Source organism: Candidatus Pelagibacter bacterium nBUS_49, assembly GCF_051200925.1.
Taxonomy (GTDB): domain Bacteria; phylum Pseudomonadota; class Alphaproteobacteria; order Pelagibacterales; family Pelagibacteraceae; genus Pelagibacter.
The window spans coordinates 1,165,389-1,185,749 of the sequence record NZ_CP172837.1 but is presented as its reverse complement, the minus strand read 5'-3'; the positions used below and the strand labels follow the sequence as shown (position 1 = coordinate 1,185,749).

Genomic DNA, 20,361 nt, shown 5'->3' with positions numbered 1-20,361 from the left:
CTTCTAATATGAAATTTTCAAAAGATTTTAAGAAAATCAAAGGTGATGCATCTATTAGAAAATTTTATAGAAATACCAAAAAGAATTCAATTATCGTATTTGCTAATATAGAAAAAATTAAAAATTTATTAATTTATGACTCAATTAATAAAATCTTAATCAAAAATAATATAATTGCCCCTAAATTGTTAAGTCAAAATTATAGAAATAACTATATTGAGATACAAGATTTAGGAAACAAAACAATTTATCAAAAATTTATAAAAAATAAAAAAAATCAGTATTTGATATTAAAAAAAGTAATTAATGTTTTGAATAAAATTCAAAAAATAAAAGATAAAAAAGTAAAAAATTTTAATAATAAACTTTATAATATTGAGAATTATAACAATAAAGTTTTATTAGATGAGACAAAATTATTTAATGATTGGTATGTTCCAAAAAAATTGAATAAAAAAAAAATTTATCTATTCAAAGATAAATTTAATAAAGAGATTAAGCTTTTATTGTCAAAATTAAAATTTGAAAACAATACTTTTGTTCATAGAGATTTCCATGTTTCAAACCTAATTATTAATTCAAAAAATCAGATAGGCTTAATTGATAATCAGGACGCTCTTATTGGTAACAGAGCTTATGATTTAGCTTCTTTGATAGATGATGTAAGATATAAAACATCCAATTCTTTAAAAGATAAAGTTTACAATTATTACTTAAAAACTAATAAAAACATTCATGCAAAAAAATTTAAAAATGATTTTGATATTTTATCAGTTCTTAGAAACTTAAAGATTATTGGTATATTCACAAGGTTAGCTGAAAGAGATAAGAAAAAAAAATACTTAAAGCTCATTCCATATGCATGGAAGATGATAGATAATAGAATGAACAAAAATAAAGAATTATATAATTTGAAGTTGTTATTAGCATCTGGTTTTCCTAAATTAATAACTAATTTAGATGAAAATTAATACTGCTCTAATTTTGTGTGCAGGGTTTGGAAAAAGATTAAATCCATTAACTCTAGATACTCCAAAACCATTGATTGAACTAAACAATGTTTCAGTGCTTGAAACTTGCATTAATTTAATTGAAAGTTTGGATGTAAAAGAGATTTTTATCAATACTTTTTATCTTAAAGATCAAATTCGTAATTTTATAAATAAAAAAAATTTTAAACCTAAAATATCAATTATTGAAGATGGTAAAAATATTCTTGATACAGGTGGTGGTATAAAAAATATGTTAAACCATACAAAAGAAGATGATGTTTTAATATTCAATCCAGATACAATTTGGAAAAAAAATTACTCTGAAGAAATTATTGAAATGGAAAAATTGTATTTTTCCAAACAACTTAACAACATACTTTTACTTGTTAACAAAGATTTAAGTTTTGATAAGAATTTAAATGGTGATTTTGATCTTAAAGATAATTTAATTATAAAAAATAATGATAGAAAATTTATTTATACAGGTTGTCAAATATTAAATAAAAAACTGTTTTCAATTTATAAAACTGAAAAATTTTCAATAAATAATTTGTGGAATGATTTAATTGAAAAAAAAGAACTTTATGGTTTTGAGACTAATAATGATTTTTATCATTTAACAGATCTTAAAACTTTTAAAAAACTACAAGATCTTTAGCTCTTTCATCATCCAAGTATTTACAATCAGTAATTTTCTTATTGTCATCTAAAGTAATTAACAATGGATTTCCAGTTGGTATTTCTAATTTTGAAATTTGATTTTCATCTAATTTAAATAAATATTTACATAATGCTCTAATTGAATTTCCATGTGCAGAAATTAAAATATTATTTTCTGAAATTTTATTTTCTATATCTTTTTTATAAAACTCTAATACTCTTTCATAAGTATCTTTTAGAGACTCTGTATCAGGAATTTTGTTTATTGGTATTTCTTTATAGGTTTCAATATTTGTTGGATGATAAGGATTATTTTTATCTAATGGATCTGGTCGCAAATCCCATGAACGTCTAAATTGATGAACTTTTTCTTCACCTAGTTTTAATTTCATCTCATCTTTATTTAAACCTGTAAGCGCTCCATAATGTCTTTCGTTTAATTGCCAAGCCTCTTTTGAAATTTTTGTATCCTGTAATATTTCTTTTATTAATTTTAAAGTATTTTTTGCTCTTAATTGAAAGGACGAGTAATAAATATCAATATTGATATTTTTTGATTTTATTAGTCCACCTGATTTTTTTGCTTCTAATTTACCATTTTCAGTTAAATCTACATCAACCCATCCTGTGAATTTTTTTTCAAGGTTCCATGTACTTTGACCATGTCTAACTAAAATTAAATAACTCATTTGTTAATCTCTTAATTTAATTTATAAAATATAATCATACAATTAATGATTAATTTTTTTTCAAAATATAAATTCATTTTTTATCTATCTAATTTTATTTTACTAGTTTTATATCTATATCCAGGTAGCTTTATAGGATGTTTTTTATTTAATAATTGTCAATATGATCCACAAATTACTCCTGATTTTTTAGTCTCTACAAACCACCTTTATGCTTTTGGCTTATTGTCTATCATTGGTTTATTTACTTATAAAAATTCAAATAAATTAAATTTTTTAAATTTATATTTAATTCTTCTTTCAATAATTTTAGAAATATTACATATATTTATTCCTGTAAGAAGCTTTGAATTATCTGATTTATTTGGAAATTTACTTGGGGTATCAATTGTTTTAACGATTAATTTTTTTTATAGAAAATATGAAAATTATAAAGATTAAAATTTTATTTATAATACTGTTATTAATTTCTGCCTGTTCTTCAATACCAAAGAATACTTCAAATAGTTGTTCAATATTTAATGAAAGATATCTATGGTTTAAGCATGCAAGTAAATCAGAAAAAAAATGGGGAACCCCTCTTTATTTACAGCTCGCTATTATAAAAATGGAATCAGATTTTGATTGGCTTGCAAAACCCCCTAGACAAAAACTTTTTAAAGTAATTCCCTATAAAAGACCTTCAACTTCATTTGGATATTCTCAAGCTGTGAATGGTACTTGGGAGCAATATAAAAAAGAAACAGGAAATAAACTTGCAGTCAGAACTAGGTTTAAGGATAGTGTTGATTTTATTGGGTGGTATACAAGCAAGTCCAGTTCTATTTTAGATATATCTAAAACTGATGCTTTTAAACAGTATGTTGCTTATCATGAGGGATGGGGAAATTACAAACATTACAAAAAAAATAAAAAAATAATTAACTTAGCAAAAAGAGTTGAGAAACAATCTAATGTTTATAAAAAACAACTAAAAGAATGTAGCAATTCATTGAGTAGAAACAAATATATTATTTTTTAGATAATTCTTTTTTTAACTCTAAATCAACCGAGTCTATTCTTTTAGTATTTTTAGCAAGTGTTAGGTACATTGTTGGTGTTACATATAATGTAAAGAAAGTAGAAATTATCATTCCTCCAAGAATAGTTGCTCCAACAGCTAGTCTAGATGCTTCACCAGCGCCTGGTCCTATATTTCCAATTACTAAAGGCATCATTGCTATCATGGTACTTATTGATGTCATCATAATAGGTCGAAATCTTAATATACAAGCTTCTTTAACTGAGTCTTCTATCTTTTTTCCAGTAGTTCTTATTTGATTTGCATAATCAACAATCAAAATACTATTTTTGGTTGATATACCAATAAGAATTACTAAAGCAATTTGAGAAAAAATATTTATTGAACTATTCAAGAATAAAATAAATACCAGTCCTCCAAAAACAGCCAATGGTACAGTTAGCATAATTATAAATGGATGAATAAAAGAGTTAAACGTAGCAGCCATTACCAAATAAGCAGTTAGTAAACCAAGGGCAAAAATTATATAAAGTTCATTTGTTGTTTCTTTAACTTCCTCAGACTCACCTTTCCAAGTAATTTGATTAGTGGGTGCTACTTCTGCCATTATATTTTCCAGATATTCAATTGCCTCAAATAAAGAATAATTTTCATTTATATTTGCAGAAATAGTTACAGCTCTTTGTCTATCATATCTTGCCAATACTTTTGCTGAGCCTTCTTCTCTTAGGTCAACTAAGTTTGATAATGAGATTAATTCTCCAGTTATGTTAGATCTTACAAAAAGTTTACTTAGACTATCTTTATCTTTTCTATCAAAAAGATATTGTTGAAGAATAATCGGATATTCTTTACCTAGTTTATTAAACGTAGTAACTCTTTTGCCACCATATAGTGTCTCTAATGTTTGGCCAATAGATTTAGTTGATATTCCTAAATCCTTAGCTTTATTTTTATTTATAACTAATTTTACTTCTGGTTTGTTTCTATTATAGTCTGACTCAATTCTAGATAGTCCTCTATTTCTTCTTAGTTTACTTATAACTTCATTTTGAATTTCTTCTAATTCATCATAGGTACTTCCTAAAATTACCATTTGAACTGGTTTATTATAATTAGATACCCTTATGGCCTGGGGTGAAATTGGAAATGCTAAAGTTTGAGGTACAGTTACTATTTTACCAATAGCCTGTCGCATTATTGTCATTGCATCTTTTTCTCTTTTTTTCCAGTCTTCAAGTAAAGCAATAATAATAAAACTATTAAATGAATTTGCAGAGCTTCCAAAACCTGGAACTCTCATTATAAATTTATCATAAGGACTATTCTCAGCTTGAAGTAAGGGAAGCAATCTCTTTTCTACTACTTGAGCTTTTTCTTGCGTGTAATCAAAAGAACTTCCCTCATCAGTAAATCCAATGACCAAATAAACACCTCTATCTTCTTTTGGAAGAAGTTCTTTAGTTGTGTACATGAATAAAGCAACAGAACCTGCAATAATTAAAATAATAAATGTTATTATCGTTTTCTTTTTATTTAACCAGTAATTTAATGTTTCTTTATAAAAATTAGAAAAACCTTGAAAAAAAACATTAAATTTTCTAACAAAAAAACCAGAACTTGTTTTTTTATTTAAAAACTTACTACCCAACATTGGTGAAAGTGTTAATGCAACGAATGATGAAACAACTATAGAAAATGATAGAGCTATAGCAGTTTCTCTAAATAAAGTTCCAGATATTCCCTTAATAAAAATTAATGGAATGAATACAGCAAGTAAAATTAAAGTTGTTGCAATAATGGCAAAGGTAATTTGTTTTGAGCCTTTGTAAGCCGCAATCAAAGGGCTTTCCCCATTTTCTATTCTTCTATAAATTGCATCAGTCATAATAACTGAGTCATCAGTTATAATTCCAATCGCAAGTATAAAACTAAGAAGTACAAAAATATTTATTGATAAATCAAATAGATAAATACCTAAAAATGATGCAATTAAGCTTACTGGCAGAGCAACAGCAGGAACGATCACTGCTTTTATATTTCCCAAAAATAAATAGATTATTATTACCACCAAAATAAATGCAATCGCTAAAGTTTTATAAACTTCATCAATAGCAGCTTTAACATATGTGGCTCTATTAAATGAAACTTCTAACTTGAGACTGTCGGGTAAAGTTTTTCTAACTTCTTTAATCTTTTTTTGAATTTCATTTGATAGTTCAACTGTTGAGGCACCACTTTTTGCGTAAATTCCTATCCCAACTGTTTTTTGATTCAAATTATTTTTACTTTGAGATTTAAATAATGTTTTTTCAGAAACAGGACCTAATTCTACATTTGCAACATCTGATAATCTTACAATTTTATCTTTTGTTTTTTTAATTGGTAAAAATTTTAATTCATCAATATTTGTATAAGATTTATCTAAGTTAATTGTTAAATCTATATTATCTGCTTCTAAAGTGCCTGCAGGCAAGCTTATATTCTCATTTCTTAGTGAATTTTCGACTTCTTGAATAGTCATGTCATTTGCAGCTAATTTGATAGGGTCAATCCAAACTCTTACACTTAATTCTCTAAGCCCTCCAAGTAGAATTCTTCCAACACCTTTTACACTTGAAAAAGCATCGACTAAATATCTATCTGCATAATCGCCAAGTTCTAAATCAGACCAGGTTAATGAAGAAACTGATAGCCACATTGTTGTAGTGAAACCAGCTGCTTGTTTTAATATCTGTGGGGCATCTGCTTCTGAGGGAAGAGCATCTACTATTCTTGCTACTCTTTCTCTTATATCATTTGCAGCATCATCAAGCTCAATATCTGTATCAAACTCTATGTTAATACTGCTTCTTCCATTTTCAGACTTAGAGTTGATATTTTTAATTCCTTCTGCACCTCCTATGACATCCTCTATTACTTGTGTTATTTCTTGATCGATAATTGGAGCTGATGCAGACTTATAATCAACTTTGACTTGGACCACAGGTGGTTGCAAACCATCTGGTAACTCTCTAACAGGTAGTTCTGAGTAAACAAATAAACCAAATACAATCAGAATTAAAGACATAACCCATGCAACAACAGGTCGTTTTATGCTTACTTCAGTGATGTACATCTATTTATTTTTTCTCTGTCTCAGATTTTTTAAAAGGGTTTAATTTTTTTAACCAATCAAACTTACTTTTTTTTGTTTCAGTTTTAGCTGGCTTACCTTTTTTTTTCCAACTTGATGCTTTTTGTTTTGAGCCATATTTAATTGGTTTAATCTTTCCATTAGGTCTTGTTTTTTTTAAACCTTCGGCAACCACCGTGTCACCATCTTCAAGACCAGATTTGATTTCTACAATTCCTTTTTTTCTTAGTCCAATTTCTACTGGTACTTTTTTTACAGTATTTTCTTTATCTACTTTATATACATAAACATTATCACCTTCCATTATCAGGCTAGTATCAAGAATACTTAATGAATTTCTTTCATTATAATTAATAGATACTTCTAATAGTGACCCAGATAAAAGTTCGTTATTAGGGTTATTAAGTTTAATCCTTACCGGCAAAGATCTTTTGTTTGTATCAATTCTGCTTGCAGTAGACTCTACAGTTCCGGGATAATTTTTAAGAGCATTTCCAGAAAATTTTATATCTACGTTCTGACCTTTTTTTACATACAGTGCGAATGTTTCAGGTATATCTACATCAACGAACAGAATTGAAGTATCTTCTAAATTTAATATAATTGAGCTTTGTGATACGTCTATATCGTTAGAAAAATCTCGTTTACCAATAATTCCATCGAAAGAAGTAGTTATGTTTCTATTCTTTAATTTCGCAATTACATCTCCTGTTTTAACTTTTGTATTAAATTTAATTGGTTCTAATATTTCATATTTTTCAATGTTAAAGGATTTAATTTGTGCTGGAACTGCGGTTCCAAATGTTTCAATTGTATTTTGAAATAATTTTTGCTCAATAACCTTAACAATTATTCCTGGAGGAGGTCTTTTACTAAATTTTTTTTTAAAATGATTGCCAATCATTGTTCTTGCAACAATCACAGCTGTAATTATGAAAAAAAATATTATTACTATTGAAATTATTTTAGTTGATCTTTTCATATTTTAGTTTCTCCCATACTCTGACCATGAGCCATCGTAAATTGTCGGCATATACTTATCATTTATTAAAGAATAAGCTAGAGCCAATACGCTCGCAGTTACCCCTGAGCCACATGAAAATACAAGATTTTTATCAAAGTCAAAGTTTAATGATTTAAATCTTTCTAAGATTTTATCATTGCTGATAAATGTATGGTCATCATTAATTAACTCTTTAAAAGGCAAGCAAAAAGAATTTTTTATTGATCCACTTCTTAAACCTTTTCTAGGTTCTACAACTTTACCTTCAAATCTTTCTATACTTCTTGCATCAATGACATTGAAATCATTTTTATTAATATTTTCATCTATCTGTTTTTTACTTTTAACAAGCTCTATATTTTCTTTACATGAATAGATGGAATTTTTAGTGATTACTTCCTTATTGTTTATAATTTTATTTTCTTTTTTCCATTTCTTAAATCCACCATCAAGAATATGAACTAGTTTTGGATCATGTCCAAAGTAAATTAAGTTATACCAACACCTACATGAGCTTATTACATCTGAATTATCATAAATTACAATTTCATCTTTATTTTCAATACCCATATCTCCCATAATTTTTTCCCATGAATTTAAATCTGTTAGCATGTGGGGCAGGTCAGTATTTGTTTTTGAATTCTTATCTAGATCAAAAAAAATTGCATTTGGTATGTGTTCTTTTAGATATTCCCCAAAACCGTTTCTATTTGTTTGTGGCATATGCCAGGAGCAATCAATAATTTTTATATTATGGATATTTTTTTCTAACCAATTCGTATCAACTAAAGACATACTATCTCTTCTCTAAATATTTTTGATGATATTCTTCTGCTGGACAATAATTTTTTACCAAAGAAGTTTTTGTTACAATTTTTCCTGAAAATTTAATATTTTCTTTTTTAATTACTTTTTCTGAAATTTCTTTTTGTTGATCATTTAAATAAAAAATTTCACTTCTATACTGACTTCCAAAATCTGGACCCTGAGAATTTAAAGTTGTTGGGTCATGAATTTCAAAAAAAAATTTTAAAATTTTTTCATAAGAAATAATTTTTGGATCAAAGTCTAATTTTACTACTTCAGCATGATTAGTAGTTCCGGTACATACCTCTTTATATGTTGTTTCACTTCTATTGCCTCCACAATAACCCACTTCTGTTTTAACAACCCCATCAAGTTTACCAAACTTAATTTCTGGTCCCCAAAAACATCCCAAACCTAAAATTGCTATTTCCATTGATAATTGACTTAATTAATTTAAAGTTAACCATATGTTCTCTAAAAATCAATTGGGCTTTTTTTACATGTTCATTTCAGTATGTGCATTTTCATTAATGGATGTCATAGTTAAGTGGTCTGATGAATATCCAGTTGGAGAAGTGTTATTTTTCAGAGGTTTCTTTGGAATAATACCTCTTTTATTCCTTATACCTAAAGACAGATACTTTGATTTTTATAGAACTAATCGACCAATGTTACATTTAAAAAGATGCTTAGCTGGTTTGATTGCATTAATGTCAATATTTATTGCTTTAAGAAATTTACCTCTTGCAACAGTTGTTAGTATTTCATTTGCTGCCCCAATATTTACAACTATTTTTTCAATATTTTTATTGAATGAAAAAGTTGGATTTTATAGATGGTTAGCAGTTTTAGTAGGTTTTGTTGGTATCATAGTTATTTCAGAACCAGGTTTTAGCTCTTTAAATCTTTATTATATATATCCAATTATTTTTTGTTTAGGTTTATCTTATGTAGCTATTTCAATTAGAAAATTATCTACAACGGAGCCAGTCTGGTTAATTAGTTTTTTCTTTTCGTTTTCTATAATGATTTTAAGTTTTTTTACTTTTTATCAAAATTGGATTTTACCAAATTTGATAGATCTACTATTGCTTTCAATGATAGGAATTTTAGGTGGTTTGGCAAATTTATGGTTGTCTCAATCTTACAAACTTTCAGAAGTAAGCTTGGTTTCTCCATTAAAGTACCTAGCATTAATTTTTGCAATAATTTTTGGTTATTTAGTTTGGGATGAAATACCTACTTCAAAGACCTTAATAGGAGCTTTGCTAGTAATTTCTTCTTCATTTATAATTTTTAAAAGAGAGATGACTTTGAAGAAGAGTGTATCGGTTGCTAGGCATGAGTAAATCACCTACATATTGGAGTACAGCAAAAAAATATTTATCAAATAAAGATAAGACAATGTCTTCTTTAATAAAAAGATATAAATCTCCATCAGAGGCAGTATTAACTACAAGAAAAGATATCTTCTTTTCATTGTGTAAAAGTATTATTGGTCAACAAATTAGTGTTGCTGCTGCTAATTCAGTTTTTTTAAGATTTAAAAAAAAATGTAATAATAAAATTAATGCCAAAACTGTTAATACCTTATCTTTTGTTCAATTAAAATCATGTGGACTCAGCAAACTAAAAGTAAAAGGAATTCAAAGTTTAGCAAAACAAACTCTAGATAAAACTTTTAATCCAAAACTAATATCTACAATGTCTGATGAAGATGCAATTTTATATCTTTCTCAATTAAGACAAATAGGAAGATGGTCTGCTGAAATGATTTTATTATTTACTTACAATCGATCTAATATTTGGCCAGTTCAAGATATAGGTTTGTTAAGAGCTATTTCTAAGAATTATAAAAAAAAATATTTACCACCTGACAGTTATGTAAAATTATTGAATAAAAGATTTTCACCTTATTGTTCAGTTGCAACTTGGTATCTGTGGCGAAGCATAGATCCAGAGCCTATTCAGTACTAAATCCCTCAATTACCTGCATATGCCTAACTGTTGTATCTTTTGCTAGATCCCAACCAGCTAAATATTCCTTTGAATTATGGCATTCTATAGCTTTTTCATAGCTTGGAAATTCCCAAACAACTGTTCTAACAAAATCATCTCCTTCAAATGTTTCATGTTTTCCACCTCTTACAAGAGGAACTCCACCAAAGCTTTTAATTATTGGTGTTACAACTTCTGCATATTTTTTTAAATTGTCTTGATTTTCAACTTTTAGATATAAACTGATCCAATAACTTTTCATGATTTCTCCCTTTTAAAATTTCTTAGTTGTGATAGTAAAATTTATGGCAGATAAATTAATTATCACTTTCGATGAGTATAACAAAATTGTTGAGAAATTAGCAATTGAGATTCATAGAGAATATAAGCCTACAGTTTTAGTGGGAATAATGAGAGGTGCTGCTCCAATTTTAGATATCCTTTCAAGAATTTTAAAATTACCGATAGCATATATTGTTATCCAAAGTTATTCAGGCAAAGGTATGGAAGACAAACAAGGACAACTAATGTTTGCAAGGGAAATTAGTTCTTTAGCAGAAAATAAAGATTATAATAAAGTACTTTTGGTGGATGATCTTTCAGATACAGGCTTAACTTTAAACAAAAGTATAGAGTGGTTGAAAAATTATGGTCCAACCAAAGATTATATTAAAGAAGTTAAAACAGCTTGTCTTTGGAAAAAGAAATCTTCAACATTTGAACCAGACTTTTGTCCAGTAAGATTAGATACAGATCCATGGATAGTTCAACCAACTGAACATTATGAAGAGTTATCTATAGAAGAAATTATTAAAAGAAATTAACTAATAGGGCCAGAATTAACCAGCCCTATTAAATTTTAAATTAAGCAACCGCAAAGCTAATAACACTAAGTATAGCAATAACAAATATTGCTGGTGAAGTAGTTGAAAACTTACCAGTAAATAATTTAATTAAAGCATACGATACAAATGCTAAAGCAATACCATTACTAATACTGTATGTTAAAGGCATAGCAATCATTGCTAGAATTGCTGGAGCAGATTCAGCAATATCATCCCATTCTATATCTGTTATATTTCTTACGAAAAGAACAGAAACGAAAAGTAAAGCTGCACCATCAATTTGTTTTGGTAAACTAGTTGCAAGTGGAGCAAAGAATATGCACGCTAAGAACAATAAACCAATTACAAGTGACGTCATTCCAGTTTTTCCTCCAGCTTTTACACCAGCTCCAGACTCAACATAACTTGTAACAGTTGTAGTTCCCATCATAGCGCCAGCAACTGTACCAACACTATCGGCTAACATAGCTTTATTAATATCTTGAACTTTTCCTTGTTTATCAACTTTACCAGCAACATTAGCAACTGAAGTTAAAGTTCCAGCTGTATCAAAGAAGTCTATAAACAATAAAGTAAATATTACTGTAGACATCCCTGCAGTCATTGCAGCTGATAAATCAAAATCAAAAAGATATGTCATTGGTGGAGGAGAACTGGCAATACCATTAAAGTTTGCAAGTCCAGCAGCCCAGGCAATAACACTAAATACTAAAATTCCTATAATAATATTTCCTTTTATGTTCATCTTTTCCATTACGATTATTGCAATAAAAGTTGCACAACCCAAAAGTACTAATGGATTACTAAGATCACCTAGTCTTACAAGAGTTACAGGATCATCAACAACAACTTCCATTATTTGTAATCCAATAATTGCTAAGAATAATCCAATTCCCGCACCTATTCCCAACTTAAGACTTCTTGGAATTGAGTTTATTAACCAAGCTCTAATTGGTGTAAGGGATATAATTAAAAACAATATTCCAGCAACCAATACTGCACCTAAAGCTTCTTGAGGTGTGTAGCCCATCCCCGCACAAACTCCAAAAGCAACAAATGCATTAATTCCCATTCCTGGCGCAAGTCCAATTGGCCAAGTTTTTCCATAAAAAGCCATTATAAAACATGCAAGTGCTGTTGCTAATATTGTAGCTGTATAAACTGCGCCGAAATCAAAGAAACCTTTTTCGGGTCCGGCAAATTCTCCCGATAAGATAAATGGATTTAAAAACATTATGTAAGCCATAGTTAAGAACGTTGTTGTTCCAGCTATCACTTCTGTTTTAAAATCTGTTTTGTGTTTTTTATAATTGAAATAATTTTCAAGCATTTGTCCTCCTAATAATGAATAAATATTTGATTCTGTTGATAAATACCCTCTAAAACTAAGGTTTATTCACAAATTTCAACTTAAGAGTTTATATTTATGCCATAATTGAGTTGTTACTATCTATTTATGCGAAAATTAAATTTATTTTTTTTAATGTCTGTTGTGATTTTAATGGTCACGGGCTGTCAGACGATTAAAGAAAAAACAGATTCAATTGTTGAAAAAGAAAATGAAAAGCTGAGTAAGTACATTAGTAAACCAGCAAGTGTTTTACAAATGGATTTAGGAAAACCAGATGAAGATTTTAAGAACGCAAAAGGAAATTTTGAGTTTATCTATAATACCAAAAAATATGGAATACCTTGTGAGAGAAGATTTGAGATTAATCCTGATAAAATTGTAATTGGGTTTGTATCTAATGGTTGTTTTTAAGAAATACTTGCGAGGAAATAATCCTCGCAAGTAAGGTCAAACTTATTTAATTTCTATAAGCTTTTTCTTTTTATGTTCTGGAATTATTCTTTCACAAGAAATTGTTAAAAGACCATCTCTAAGTTGAGCACCATTAACTTTTACATCATCAGCAATGGTAAATGATCTTGCAAATTGTCTTTGTGAGATACCTTTATGAATAATTTCTCCATTCATATTATTTTCTTCTGATTTATTAACTGATTTAGTTCTTACAGTTAACAAATTATCTTCAAACTCAACTTCAACATCATTTTTATTAAAGCCAGCTAACGCCACTTCAATAGCATAGTTGTCTTTTCCTGTTTTTCTGATGTTATAAGGTGGATAATTTGACTGCATTGTCAAATTTCCATTTCCTAACATATTTTCAAATTGATCAAACATGTCGTCAAAACCAATTGAAAATGGTCTTAGTGAGTTAAAGATAGATAGATCCTTACTTGTCATAATATTCTCCTTTTTGTTAAGCAAGTTTATTGATGTAAGCCCCATTAGGCGACTTACTGACTTCATATAGTCATTAATTTTTATGATTCAAGATTAAGAGAATTAAATTTTTTTAGATATTTTTAAAGCAAAAGCATAATCAATTGCAATTTCTTCAATAGCGCCATCTCTACCAGATTTTCCTCCATGACCTGCATTCATTTCTGTTTTTAAAAGAAGTAAATTATTATCAGTTTTATAGTCTCTTAATTTTGCTGTAAATTTTGCAGGTTCATCGAACAAAACTCTATTATCACTTAAGCTAGTAGTGATTAATATGTGAGGATAATCCATTTTTTTAATATTATTATAAGGAGCATAAGAAAATATATAATCAAAGTGCTCTTTATTATCTTTAGCATTTCCAAACTCATCAAATTCCCCAACAGTTAAAGGTAGAGAGTGATCAAGATTTGTTGTTAAAGAATCTACAAATGGTACAGCCATAATGATACCTAGAAATAATTCTGGAGCTTGATTTACAACGGCACCCATTAACAAACCTCCTGCAGATCCTCCCATACCTATAATTTTTCCTTTTGATGAATATTTTTGGTCGATTAAATATTTTGCAGCATATATGTAATCTTTAAAAGTATTCTTTTTATTCGTCAACTTTCCTTCTTTCCACCACTTCATTCCTTTTTCCATGCCGCCTCTTATATGTGTGGTAGCCCAGATGATATCTCGATCAATTAAACTTAATCTAGTAGAGGAAAAATTTGGACTCATTGAGCTACCGTAGGAACCATAACCATAAAGTAACAAGTTAGCCGAACCATCAATTTTAGTTTTTTTATGTCGAGCAATTGTTAAAGGAACTAACCTTCCATCATGTGATTTATATTCTACTCTTTCAACAATGTAATCATCTGGATTATGCCCTGAAGGTATCTCTTGTTCTTTGACAAGTTTTTTTGATTTGTTTTCTAGATTATATAAATAAACTCTAGATGGAGTTTTAGGAGATGAATAACCTAGGTATATATCATTAGTATTTCGATCTCTCTGCGCTAAAGAAACACCTGGCACATATATTTTTTCATTAGAAAATATTAATTCTTCCTCAATTCCTGTTGAGATATTTTTTACAAATAGCTTATCTAATGCATCAGAAGTTTCAGATCGAATAATCCAATCCTTTAAAAATGTTAGTCCACCTATTAAAACTTCATCTCTAGCAGAGATAAATGTTTTCCATTCTTGATTTTCTAAGCTATCAGAAACATCAATTTTAAAATCTTCTGCATTTTTGTTAGTGTGATTATAAAATTTTCCATCCCAAGAATTTATGGAGTAAAGAATACCTTTTTCTCTTTTCATAATTAATTTAGGTTCGGGATTCTTTTCTTCAACACTAAAATAATATTGTTCTGATGTATTATGATCAGATGAATTTATAAAATAATACTTTTCATCTGAACTAAAACCTATACCTACAGTGAATGCTTCAGTTTTTTCCTCAAAAATTAACTGGTCTTGATCCTTAAAATTTCCAATTTCATGTCTATAAATCTTTCTTGCACGATGGTTTTCATCGAGCTTGGAATAAAAAATAAATTTATCATCTAAGCTAAAAGTTATTCCTCCTGAAGTTTCAGTAATTTCTTTTGTAATAATCTCATTGTTCTCAATATTTCTTATAAAAATTGTGTAATACTCTGACCCTTTAGTGTCTAAAGAATATCCAAGGTACTTATCATTATTACTTACTTCTAGATCCCCAACACCAAAATATTCTACACCTAAATTTTCTTTTTCTTTATCTCCATTCCAAATTTCCTCTATTGCATCTGAGTTAATTTTTTTTCTAAGTTTAAGAGAATAATTGCCAGTTTTAGTTGTCTTGGTCCAGTATTCGTAAGTATGATCTTTATAAGGAAGGGACTCATCATCTAACTTTATTCTCCCTTTAATCTCATCAAATAATTTTTTTTGTATAGGTTTTGTATCTTTTAGGTGATGATCGGTATATTTATTTTCTTCTTCAAGATAATCTTTTACTTCAGGTAAAAGTTTATTTTTATCTCTAAGTACATCCAAAATATTTTTTTGATGTATCCAGCTATAATTATCTTCCCATGTAACATCATGACATGATTTTAACTCTGGTTTTTTTTTAAGTTGTGGTATTTTCATTGATATACTTTGAATATATGAATATTTTTTTTCTCACAATAATAATCTTCATTTTAATTTATCTTTTTTTAACGTGGTTTGTTAATTCTAAATCAAAAAAAATTAAAAATATTTTTAGAAAATCTCTAATTTTTGGCTCAATTACATTGGCAGTTTTAGTTGCGGTGGCTGGAAGATATCTATTTTCACTTCCTTTTCTTTTAGCCATTTTACCTTTAATTAAAACTAAGGCTGGAATAACTTTATTTCAAGTTTTAAGATTTTGGAGTTTAATTAGGGTTCTTAAAAACTATGGAAGATTTAGTTTTAATACGCAAAATCAAAATAAAAATTTACAATCTATATCTAGATCAGAAGCTTGTGAAATATTAAATTTAGATCCTAAAAAAAAATATACAGATGAACAAATTTTAAATTCTTATAAAAAAATAATGAAAAAAATTCATCCTGATAAAAATCCTGAACTGAACAGATTGGCTGTAATTGTAAATCAGGCTAAAGATGTACTAATTAAAAATACTATTTAAATTTAATTTCTAAAACTTTGTTCTTTACTTTTTCAACACTTATTAAATTTGGGGAGAGAAAAGATTTATGGTTAATATTGTCAATGCTTATGTTGTCTGGAATAATTCTGTGATAATACTTACTATAGTCCGTATAGGCTTTTGGCGAGTTCATCAATAACACTATTGCTGGTTTTTGAGATTGAGATGTAACATGATGCATAAATGAGTCATTACCAACATAAGCATCACACAAAGCAAAATAAGGCATAACTTCTCTTATAGATAAATCACTTAAATCTATACAATTTTTTTTATCAATATTTTTTATAATTTCATGCGTAATATCTTTTTGATCCGGACCAGCTTGAATATAAAAAAAAAATTTTCCTTTATCATTTAGTTGATTGATTAATTTTATAAAATTTTTTTCACCCCATCTTGTATCAGGTCCAGAAGAACCAGCGCCAATAACTACATTAAAATTATTCTTATCAAAAAATTTTTTTGTTTTTTCAATTTTTTTTTCACTAATTTTAATTTTTGTTTCAGTTTTACAGTCTAAAATTTTTAAACTACTACAAGTAAAATTTTTGGCAGCTTCTATCAAATGTAAATCTTTTTTTTTAAATAATGGATAGCAGTATACTTTTTTAATACCTGCTAATTTTGCAGCCAAATACAATCTAGGACTTGGGTAAAAGATAAAAATATTACCTAGATTTAATTTCTTTAAGTTTGATGAAATTTTTAAAATATCAATAATTCTTTTATTTTTATCAAAAGTTATTACCTGCTCTATAGATTGATCGTCTTCTAAAGCTTGATCAAGATTTTTTGCATTAGAAATAAGAGTTATGGGCCCATAAATTTCAGCAATTTTGTGACAATAGGCTAGATGTAGAAGATTAGCTCCCAAACCTACATAATTTAAGTAAACTCCTGTTTTCATAAAACTATTTAAAATATTTTTTTTTAATTTAGTTTATATTTAATTATAAATTATGACTATGATAAATGGAATTTACGCAGCTTCAATGTCTGTTATTAATAAAGATCTAACTTTAGATGTTTCAAAGACAATTCAGCATGCAGAAACAATTATTGATCAAGGTTGTCATGGGGCAGCAATTTTTGGAAGTACAGGTCAAGCTCAGTTAATATCAATTAGTGAGAAAATTAATTTATTTAATCAATTGTCTACTAGTAAATATAAAGAAAAATATATAATTGGGACCGGTTTAAATTCTTTAAGCGAAACTATAAATTTAGTGAGTGTAGCTAGATCTTTAAATTTTAAAAAATTTTTAATTATGCCACCAGCGTTTTATAAATATTCAGATCAAGATGTTATAAATTTTTACTCAAAAATTATTGATGCACATCCAGAGTGTGAAATAGTACTTTATAATTTTGAAAAATTATGTGGATATAAATTTAGTGTAGAATGTGTTCAAGAATTAGTAAAATTATTTCCAAAACAAATTATTGGTGTCAAAGATAGTTCGTATAATCTTTTTGAAAATTTAAAAATAGATAATTTTTCAATTTTGCCAGGATCAGAGTCTAAGTTGTTAAAAGGTTTGGAGCTAGGGTGTACTGGAATAATCACAGCTACTTGTAATGTTACATCAGCATTAGCAAGAAAAGTCTATGATGATTTTTTTGACAAAAAAGAACAAACAGTTAACCAAAAGCTTTGTGATGTAAGAAGTGCATTTGAAAAATATAATTTGATATCTGGACTTCATACTTTTTATTCAAAAAATGATTTAATTTACAAAAATGTTTTACCACCATTATCGATTTTAAATTCTAATGAAGAAAAGGAGTTAATAGATAATTTAGAAAAATTAAATTTTTCTACAAAAACAATAATGGCAGCCTGATATGCAATTAGCTAGATTTCTTAACAGCGTATTTAAGAACGATGGCTTTATTCTTGAAGATGCATACTCAAAAAATTATATCATTGGATCTCCAGAGAGTGATAAACCAATTAAAGTAAAAATTTTAGATAAAAAACTTCACTATAAATTATTACTTCATCCAGATTTATATTTTGGAGAAGCTTATACAGATGGAAGTATAATAATCGAAAATGGAAGTTTGAGTGATTTTTTAGACTTAGCCTTGATGAATTTTGGAAGAAATAAACTTAATTTTTTCAGTTATTTGATAAATAGGTTGAGAGGATCTTATAGATATTTAACAAACTTTAATTTTATAAAAAAATCTAAAATGAATGTATCTCATCACTATGACATTTCAGATGATTTATATGATTTATTCTTAGATCCTAAGAGACAATATTCATGTGCATATTTTAAGAATAAAAATAATACACTTGAAGACGCTCAAAATAATAAAATTCAACACATAATTAAAAAATTAAATATAAAAACTGGTCAGAAAGTTTTGGACATTGGTTGTGGATGGGGCTCTTTAGCTGTTGATATTGCGAAGGCAGCCAATTGTAATGTTACAGGGATAACATTATCTGAAAATCAGTTTAAATATTGTAACAAGAAAGCTAAAGAACTTAATCTAGAAAATCAGTTAACATTTAAATTAATGGATTATCGAGAACTTGATGAAAAATTTGACAGAATTGTAAGTGTTGGGATGTTTGAACATGTGGGTAGGAAGTTTTATAAGAAATTTTTTAATCAGATAGATAAATTGTTAAGTGAAGATGGGGTTGCTTTAGTTCACACTATTGGCTCAGTAAATCCGCCAAGAGACCCACATCCGTGGATAACAAAATATATTTTTCCTGGGGGATATACGCCAAGTTTAAGTGAAGTTACTACTCCTATTGAAAAAGCTGGGTTGATTGTTTCTGATATAGAAGTTCTAAAACTTCATTATTCTCATACGTTAAGACACTGGAAAGAAAACTGTAATAAAAATAAAGAAAAAATTACTCAAATGTTTGATGAAAAATTTTTTAGAATGTGGGAATTTTATTTAACTGGTTGTGAGATGGCATTTAAATGGGGTGATCAGGTTGTATATCAATTTCAACTTACAAAAAATTATACCTCTACTCCAGTAACAAGAGACTATATTTATCAATAATTTATTGATAGAAACATTAATCTCTTCAGATGAAAAAAATAAAAAAAAAGCCAAAAAAAGCCAAAACCAAAGTTAGAAAAAAGGTCAAGAAATCTGTTAAACCAATTAAAAAAAAGGTTAAAAAAATAAAATCAAAAGTTAAATCTTCAAATAAAAAAATAAGAAGGATTAAAAATAAAGACATACCCAAAAAACAAAATTTTATTTTGAAAATAATAAATTTTCAAAATTCTTTAAGACCTCAAATAAAATTTAAAATCAATTTAAGTATTGAAAAATATATCCAAGCTTTCTTTGATAAGATAGCTAATACAATTTCTGATTATAAACAAACTAAAAAAGATGAAGCTAGACGATTAAAATTAGAAAAATTGGAAAAGGAAAGAGTAGAAAAAATTAATCTTGAAAATGAAAAACAAAAACAAGAAGAATTAAAACTTAAACTTAAAGAGCAGGCTTTAAAAGATGAGGTAAAATTAGATAGACAAAGAGCAAGAGATATAAAAATTTTCCTTAGAAAAGAACAAGCTTTATTGAGAATAGAGCAGGCTGAAAAACAAAAAAAATTTTTAAAACAATTAAGATTAGAAAAGCAAATTGAAAAATTTAGAATTAGAGAAGTTAAAGAATTAGAAAAACTTGAAAGAATATCACTTAAAGAAAAAAGAGATGATTATGCTAGTCTTCAACAGCGGATAGAAAAATTAAAAGAAAAATATCGAATAATTAGAGATCAGAAAATCAAAGAAAGAGTAGAGGCTCTTGGTGTAAAATTACAGGGTGATGAAGACAGGGAAACATTATTACAAAAAGAAAAAGAATATACAATAGCAAGACAAAAAATTGAATTTGCTCTTGAAAGTTTCTATCGTAGTGCAAGTAGTTTAGTGTTTCAGTTAAATAAAAGACACATCACAAGACATATGTCTATTTTTAGATGTATTGATAAAAGATTTGAGACAGGAGAAATTTTTGTAAAATGGGATGAATCTTCTGATGAGGACTGGCTATTATTAATTTATATTAAAAATAACTCTCCAAATGAAGGAATAGTTATTGAAGATAAGACAAACCCTGAAAAAAATGTTTCTCATGAGTTTAAAAATAATGAAATATTTAAAGCATCAGACACGATGGTAGACTCGCTCACTCAGCTTATTGCCAGAAAAAGGTCTAAAAATAACAATTAAATTA

General features: G+C 27.5%; 22 protein-coding genes. 12 read left to right on the top strand and 10 right to left on the bottom strand.

The genetic code is table 11. The features are described from left to right. The first annotated feature begins 8 nt into the window (after positions 1 to 8). Positions 9 to 971, top strand: coding sequence for a phosphotransferase (locus ACIJYF_RS06515; RefSeq protein ID WP_435116222.1), 963 nt, complete (start codon positions 9 to 11; stop codon positions 969 to 971). Next, complete coding sequence (locus ACIJYF_RS06510; protein ID WP_435116220.1) at positions 961 to 1,650, top strand: nucleotidyltransferase family protein; 690 nt, start codon at positions 961 to 963, stop codon at positions 1,648 to 1,650. The genes ACIJYF_RS06515 and ACIJYF_RS06510 overlap by 11 nt, the downstream gene beginning before the upstream one ends. Here ACIJYF_RS06510 and ACIJYF_RS06505 read toward each other — a convergent pair. Next, on the bottom strand, positions 1,628 to 2,341 hold the full coding sequence (locus tag ACIJYF_RS06505) for a 2,3-bisphosphoglycerate-dependent phosphoglycerate mutase (RefSeq protein ID WP_435116218.1): 714 nt from the start codon (positions 2,339 to 2,341) through the stop codon (positions 1,628 to 1,630). The genes ACIJYF_RS06510 and ACIJYF_RS06505 overlap by 23 nt on opposite strands. 45 nt (positions 2,342 to 2,386) lie before the next feature. On the opposite strand from ACIJYF_RS06505, the gene ACIJYF_RS06500 reads away from it, so the two are divergent. Together ACIJYF_RS06500 and ACIJYF_RS06495 are read left to right on the top strand one after the other, a co-directional pair. Then, positions 2,387 to 2,782, top strand: coding sequence for a hypothetical protein (locus ACIJYF_RS06500; protein ID WP_435116216.1), 396 nt, complete (start codon positions 2,387 to 2,389; stop codon positions 2,780 to 2,782). Further along, the gene (locus ACIJYF_RS06495; RefSeq protein ID WP_435090017.1) at positions 2,763 to 3,362 is read left to right on the top strand and encodes a lytic transglycosylase; all 600 of its coding nucleotides are present in this window, start codon (positions 2,763 to 2,765) and stop codon (positions 3,360 to 3,362) included. Before ACIJYF_RS06500 ends, ACIJYF_RS06495 begins: the two co-directional genes overlap by 20 nt. Here the strand turns inward: ACIJYF_RS06495 and ACIJYF_RS06490 are convergent. From ACIJYF_RS06490 to msrA, 4 genes are read right to left on the bottom strand one after another with little or no spacing between them, the layout of a single operon-like run. Continuing rightward, positions 3,352 to 6,480: an efflux RND transporter permease subunit gene (locus tag ACIJYF_RS06490; RefSeq protein WP_435116214.1), complete on the bottom strand. Its 3,129-nt coding sequence runs from the start codon at positions 6,478 to 6,480 to the stop codon at positions 3,352 to 3,354. The two genes, ACIJYF_RS06495 and ACIJYF_RS06490, sit on opposite strands and share 11 nt — an antisense overlap. A 4-nt stretch (positions 6,481 to 6,484) precedes the next feature. After that, positions 6,485 to 7,480 (bottom strand): efflux RND transporter periplasmic adaptor subunit, encoded by a 996-nt coding sequence (locus ACIJYF_RS06485; protein WP_435116212.1) that lies wholly within the window; start codon positions 7,478 to 7,480, stop codon positions 6,485 to 6,487. A gap of 3 nt (positions 7,481 to 7,483) precedes the next feature. Continuing rightward, positions 7,484 to 8,296, bottom strand: coding sequence for a sulfurtransferase (locus ACIJYF_RS06480; RefSeq protein WP_435116210.1), 813 nt, complete (start codon positions 8,294 to 8,296; stop codon positions 7,484 to 7,486). Position 8,297: 1 nt separating this feature from the next. Then, the gene (gene msrA / locus ACIJYF_RS06475; protein WP_435116208.1) at positions 8,298 to 8,741 is read right to left on the bottom strand and encodes a peptide-methionine (S)-S-oxide reductase MsrA; all 444 of its coding nucleotides are present in this window, start codon (positions 8,739 to 8,741) and stop codon (positions 8,298 to 8,300) included. A 34-nt stretch (positions 8,742 to 8,775) separates the two neighbouring features. Here msrA and ACIJYF_RS06470 point away from each other — a divergent pair, with 34 nt between their 5' ends. Together ACIJYF_RS06470 and ACIJYF_RS06465 are read left to right on the top strand one after the other, a co-directional pair. Further along, a complete protein-coding gene (locus ACIJYF_RS06470) occupies positions 8,776 to 9,657 on the top strand; it encodes a DMT family transporter (protein WP_435116206.1) in 882 nt (293 codons plus the stop codon). Next, entirely contained in the window at positions 9,650 to 10,285 is a 636-nt protein-coding gene (locus ACIJYF_RS06465; RefSeq protein ID WP_435116204.1) for a DNA-3-methyladenine glycosylase family protein, read from the top strand. The genes ACIJYF_RS06470 and ACIJYF_RS06465 overlap by 8 nt, the downstream gene beginning before the upstream one ends. Here the strand turns inward: ACIJYF_RS06465 and ACIJYF_RS06460 are convergent. Continuing rightward, a complete protein-coding gene (locus tag ACIJYF_RS06460) occupies positions 10,272 to 10,568 on the bottom strand; it encodes a DUF1330 domain-containing protein (protein WP_435116202.1) in 297 nt (98 codons plus the stop codon). The two genes, ACIJYF_RS06465 and ACIJYF_RS06460, sit on opposite strands and share 14 nt — an antisense overlap. A 43-nt stretch (positions 10,569 to 10,611) precedes the next feature. Here ACIJYF_RS06460 and ACIJYF_RS06455 point away from each other — a divergent pair, with 43 nt between their 5' ends. Beyond that, a complete protein-coding gene (locus ACIJYF_RS06455; RefSeq protein WP_435116200.1) occupies positions 10,612 to 11,130 on the top strand; it encodes a phosphoribosyltransferase in 519 nt (172 codons plus the stop codon). Positions 11,131 to 11,170: 40 nt separating this feature from the next. Here the strand turns inward: ACIJYF_RS06455 and ACIJYF_RS06450 are convergent, their stop codons facing one another. After that, positions 11,171 to 12,481 carry an NCS2 family permease gene (locus ACIJYF_RS06450; RefSeq protein WP_435116198.1) on the bottom strand — a complete coding sequence of 437 codons (1,311 nt, stop codon included), beginning with the start codon at positions 12,479 to 12,481 and terminating at the stop codon, positions 11,171 to 11,173. 153 nt (positions 12,482 to 12,634) lie between these two features. On the opposite strand from ACIJYF_RS06450, the gene ACIJYF_RS06445 reads away from it, so the two are divergent. Further along, positions 12,635 to 12,913, top strand: a complete 279-nt coding sequence (locus ACIJYF_RS06445; protein WP_435116196.1) for a hypothetical protein — start codon at positions 12,635 to 12,637, stop codon at positions 12,911 to 12,913. A 42-nt stretch (positions 12,914 to 12,955) separates the two neighbouring features. Here ACIJYF_RS06445 and ACIJYF_RS06440 read toward each other — a convergent pair whose 3' ends face one another. Both ACIJYF_RS06440 and ACIJYF_RS06435 read right to left on the bottom strand, forming a co-directional pair. Continuing rightward, positions 12,956 to 13,402: an Hsp20 family protein gene (locus tag ACIJYF_RS06440; RefSeq protein ID WP_435116194.1), complete on the bottom strand. Its 447-nt coding sequence runs from the start codon at positions 13,400 to 13,402 to the stop codon at positions 12,956 to 12,958. A gap of 102 nt (positions 13,403 to 13,504) precedes the next feature. Then, positions 13,505 to 15,580, bottom strand: coding sequence for a S9 family peptidase (locus ACIJYF_RS06435; RefSeq protein ID WP_435116192.1), 2,076 nt, complete (start codon positions 15,578 to 15,580; stop codon positions 13,505 to 13,507). Between the two features lie 17 nt (positions 15,581 to 15,597). Here ACIJYF_RS06435 and ACIJYF_RS06430 point away from each other — a divergent pair, with 17 nt between their 5' ends. Beyond that, positions 15,598 to 16,107, top strand: a complete 510-nt coding sequence (locus ACIJYF_RS06430; RefSeq protein WP_435116190.1) for a DnaJ domain-containing protein — start codon at positions 15,598 to 15,600, stop codon at positions 16,105 to 16,107. Here the strand turns inward: ACIJYF_RS06430 and ACIJYF_RS06425 are convergent. Further along, complete coding sequence (locus ACIJYF_RS06425) at positions 16,100 to 17,038, bottom strand: glycosyltransferase family 9 protein (RefSeq protein WP_435116188.1); 939 nt, start codon at positions 17,036 to 17,038, stop codon at positions 16,100 to 16,102. The genes ACIJYF_RS06430 and ACIJYF_RS06425 overlap by 8 nt on opposite strands. 58 nt (positions 17,039 to 17,096) lie before the next feature. On the opposite strand from ACIJYF_RS06425, the gene ACIJYF_RS06420 reads away from it, so the two are divergent. Genes ACIJYF_RS06420 through ACIJYF_RS06410 form a run of 3 tightly spaced genes read left to right on the top strand, consistent with a single transcriptional unit; the run spans position 17,097 to position 20,357 of the window. Further along, positions 17,097 to 17,975, top strand: a complete 879-nt coding sequence (locus ACIJYF_RS06420) for a dihydrodipicolinate synthase family protein (protein WP_435116186.1) — start codon at positions 17,097 to 17,099, stop codon at positions 17,973 to 17,975. Between the two features lies 1 nt (position 17,976). Continuing rightward, positions 17,977 to 19,167: a class I SAM-dependent methyltransferase gene (locus ACIJYF_RS06415; RefSeq protein ID WP_435116185.1), complete on the top strand. Its 1,191-nt coding sequence runs from the start codon at positions 17,977 to 17,979 to the stop codon at positions 19,165 to 19,167. A gap of 29 nt (positions 19,168 to 19,196) precedes the next feature. Further along, on the top strand, positions 19,197 to 20,357 hold the full coding sequence (locus tag ACIJYF_RS06410) for a hypothetical protein (protein WP_435116183.1): 1,161 nt from the start codon (positions 19,197 to 19,199) through the stop codon (positions 20,355 to 20,357). Positions 20,358 to 20,361: the final 4 nt, after the last annotated feature.

Excerpts from the sequence above, each read along its gene's own strand:
- ACIJYF_RS06515 (WP_435116222.1), top strand. The coding sequence starts at position 9 with ATGAAATTTTCAAAAGATTTTAAGAAAATCAAAGGTGATGCATCTATT.
- ACIJYF_RS06510 (WP_435116220.1), top strand. The coding sequence starts at position 961 with ATGAAAATTAATACTGCTCTAATTTTGTGTGCAGGGTTTGGAAAAAGA.
- ACIJYF_RS06505 (WP_435116218.1), bottom strand. The coding sequence starts at position 2,341 with ATGAGTTATTTAATTTTAGTTAGACATGGTCAAAGTACATGGAACCTT.
- ACIJYF_RS06500 (WP_435116216.1), top strand. The coding sequence starts at position 2,387 with ATGATTAATTTTTTTTCAAAATATAAATTCATTTTTTATCTATCTAAT.
- ACIJYF_RS06495 (WP_435090017.1), top strand. The coding sequence starts at position 2,763 with ATGAAAATTATAAAGATTAAAATTTTATTTATAATACTGTTATTAATT.
- ACIJYF_RS06490 (WP_435116214.1), bottom strand. The coding sequence starts at position 6,480 with ATGTACATCACTGAAGTAAGCATAAAACGACCTGTTGTTGCATGGGTT.
- ACIJYF_RS06485 (WP_435116212.1), bottom strand. The coding sequence starts at position 7,480 with ATGAAAAGATCAACTAAAATAATTTCAATAGTAATAATATTTTTTTTC.
- ACIJYF_RS06480 (WP_435116210.1), bottom strand. The coding sequence starts at position 8,296 with ATGTCTTTAGTTGATACGAATTGGTTAGAAAAAAATATCCATAATATA.
- msrA (WP_435116208.1), bottom strand. The coding sequence starts at position 8,741 with ATGGAAATAGCAATTTTAGGTTTGGGATGTTTTTGGGGACCAGAAATT.
- ACIJYF_RS06470 (WP_435116206.1), top strand. The coding sequence starts at position 8,776 with ATGTTCTCTAAAAATCAATTGGGCTTTTTTTACATGTTCATTTCAGTA.
- ACIJYF_RS06465 (WP_435116204.1), top strand. The coding sequence starts at position 9,650 with ATGAGTAAATCACCTACATATTGGAGTACAGCAAAAAAATATTTATCA.
- ACIJYF_RS06460 (WP_435116202.1), bottom strand. The coding sequence starts at position 10,568 with ATGAAAAGTTATTGGATCAGTTTATATCTAAAAGTTGAAAATCAAGAC.
- ACIJYF_RS06455 (WP_435116200.1), top strand. The coding sequence starts at position 10,612 with ATGGCAGATAAATTAATTATCACTTTCGATGAGTATAACAAAATTGTT.
- ACIJYF_RS06450 (WP_435116198.1), bottom strand. The coding sequence starts at position 12,481 with ATGCTTGAAAATTATTTCAATTATAAAAAACACAAAACAGATTTTAAA.
- ACIJYF_RS06445 (WP_435116196.1), top strand. The coding sequence starts at position 12,635 with ATGTCTGTTGTGATTTTAATGGTCACGGGCTGTCAGACGATTAAAGAA.
- ACIJYF_RS06440 (WP_435116194.1), bottom strand. The coding sequence starts at position 13,402 with ATGACAAGTAAGGATCTATCTATCTTTAACTCACTAAGACCATTTTCA.
- ACIJYF_RS06435 (WP_435116192.1), bottom strand. The coding sequence starts at position 15,580 with ATGAAAATACCACAACTTAAAAAAAAACCAGAGTTAAAATCATGTCAT.
- ACIJYF_RS06430 (WP_435116190.1), top strand. The coding sequence starts at position 15,598 with ATGAATATTTTTTTTCTCACAATAATAATCTTCATTTTAATTTATCTT.
- ACIJYF_RS06425 (WP_435116188.1), bottom strand. The coding sequence starts at position 17,038 with ATGAAAACAGGAGTTTACTTAAATTATGTAGGTTTGGGAGCTAATCTT.
- ACIJYF_RS06420 (WP_435116186.1), top strand. The coding sequence starts at position 17,097 with ATGATAAATGGAATTTACGCAGCTTCAATGTCTGTTATTAATAAAGAT.
- ACIJYF_RS06415 (WP_435116185.1), top strand. The coding sequence starts at position 17,977 with ATGCAATTAGCTAGATTTCTTAACAGCGTATTTAAGAACGATGGCTTT.
- ACIJYF_RS06410 (WP_435116183.1), top strand. The coding sequence starts at position 19,197 with ATGAAAAAAATAAAAAAAAAGCCAAAAAAAGCCAAAACCAAAGTTAGA.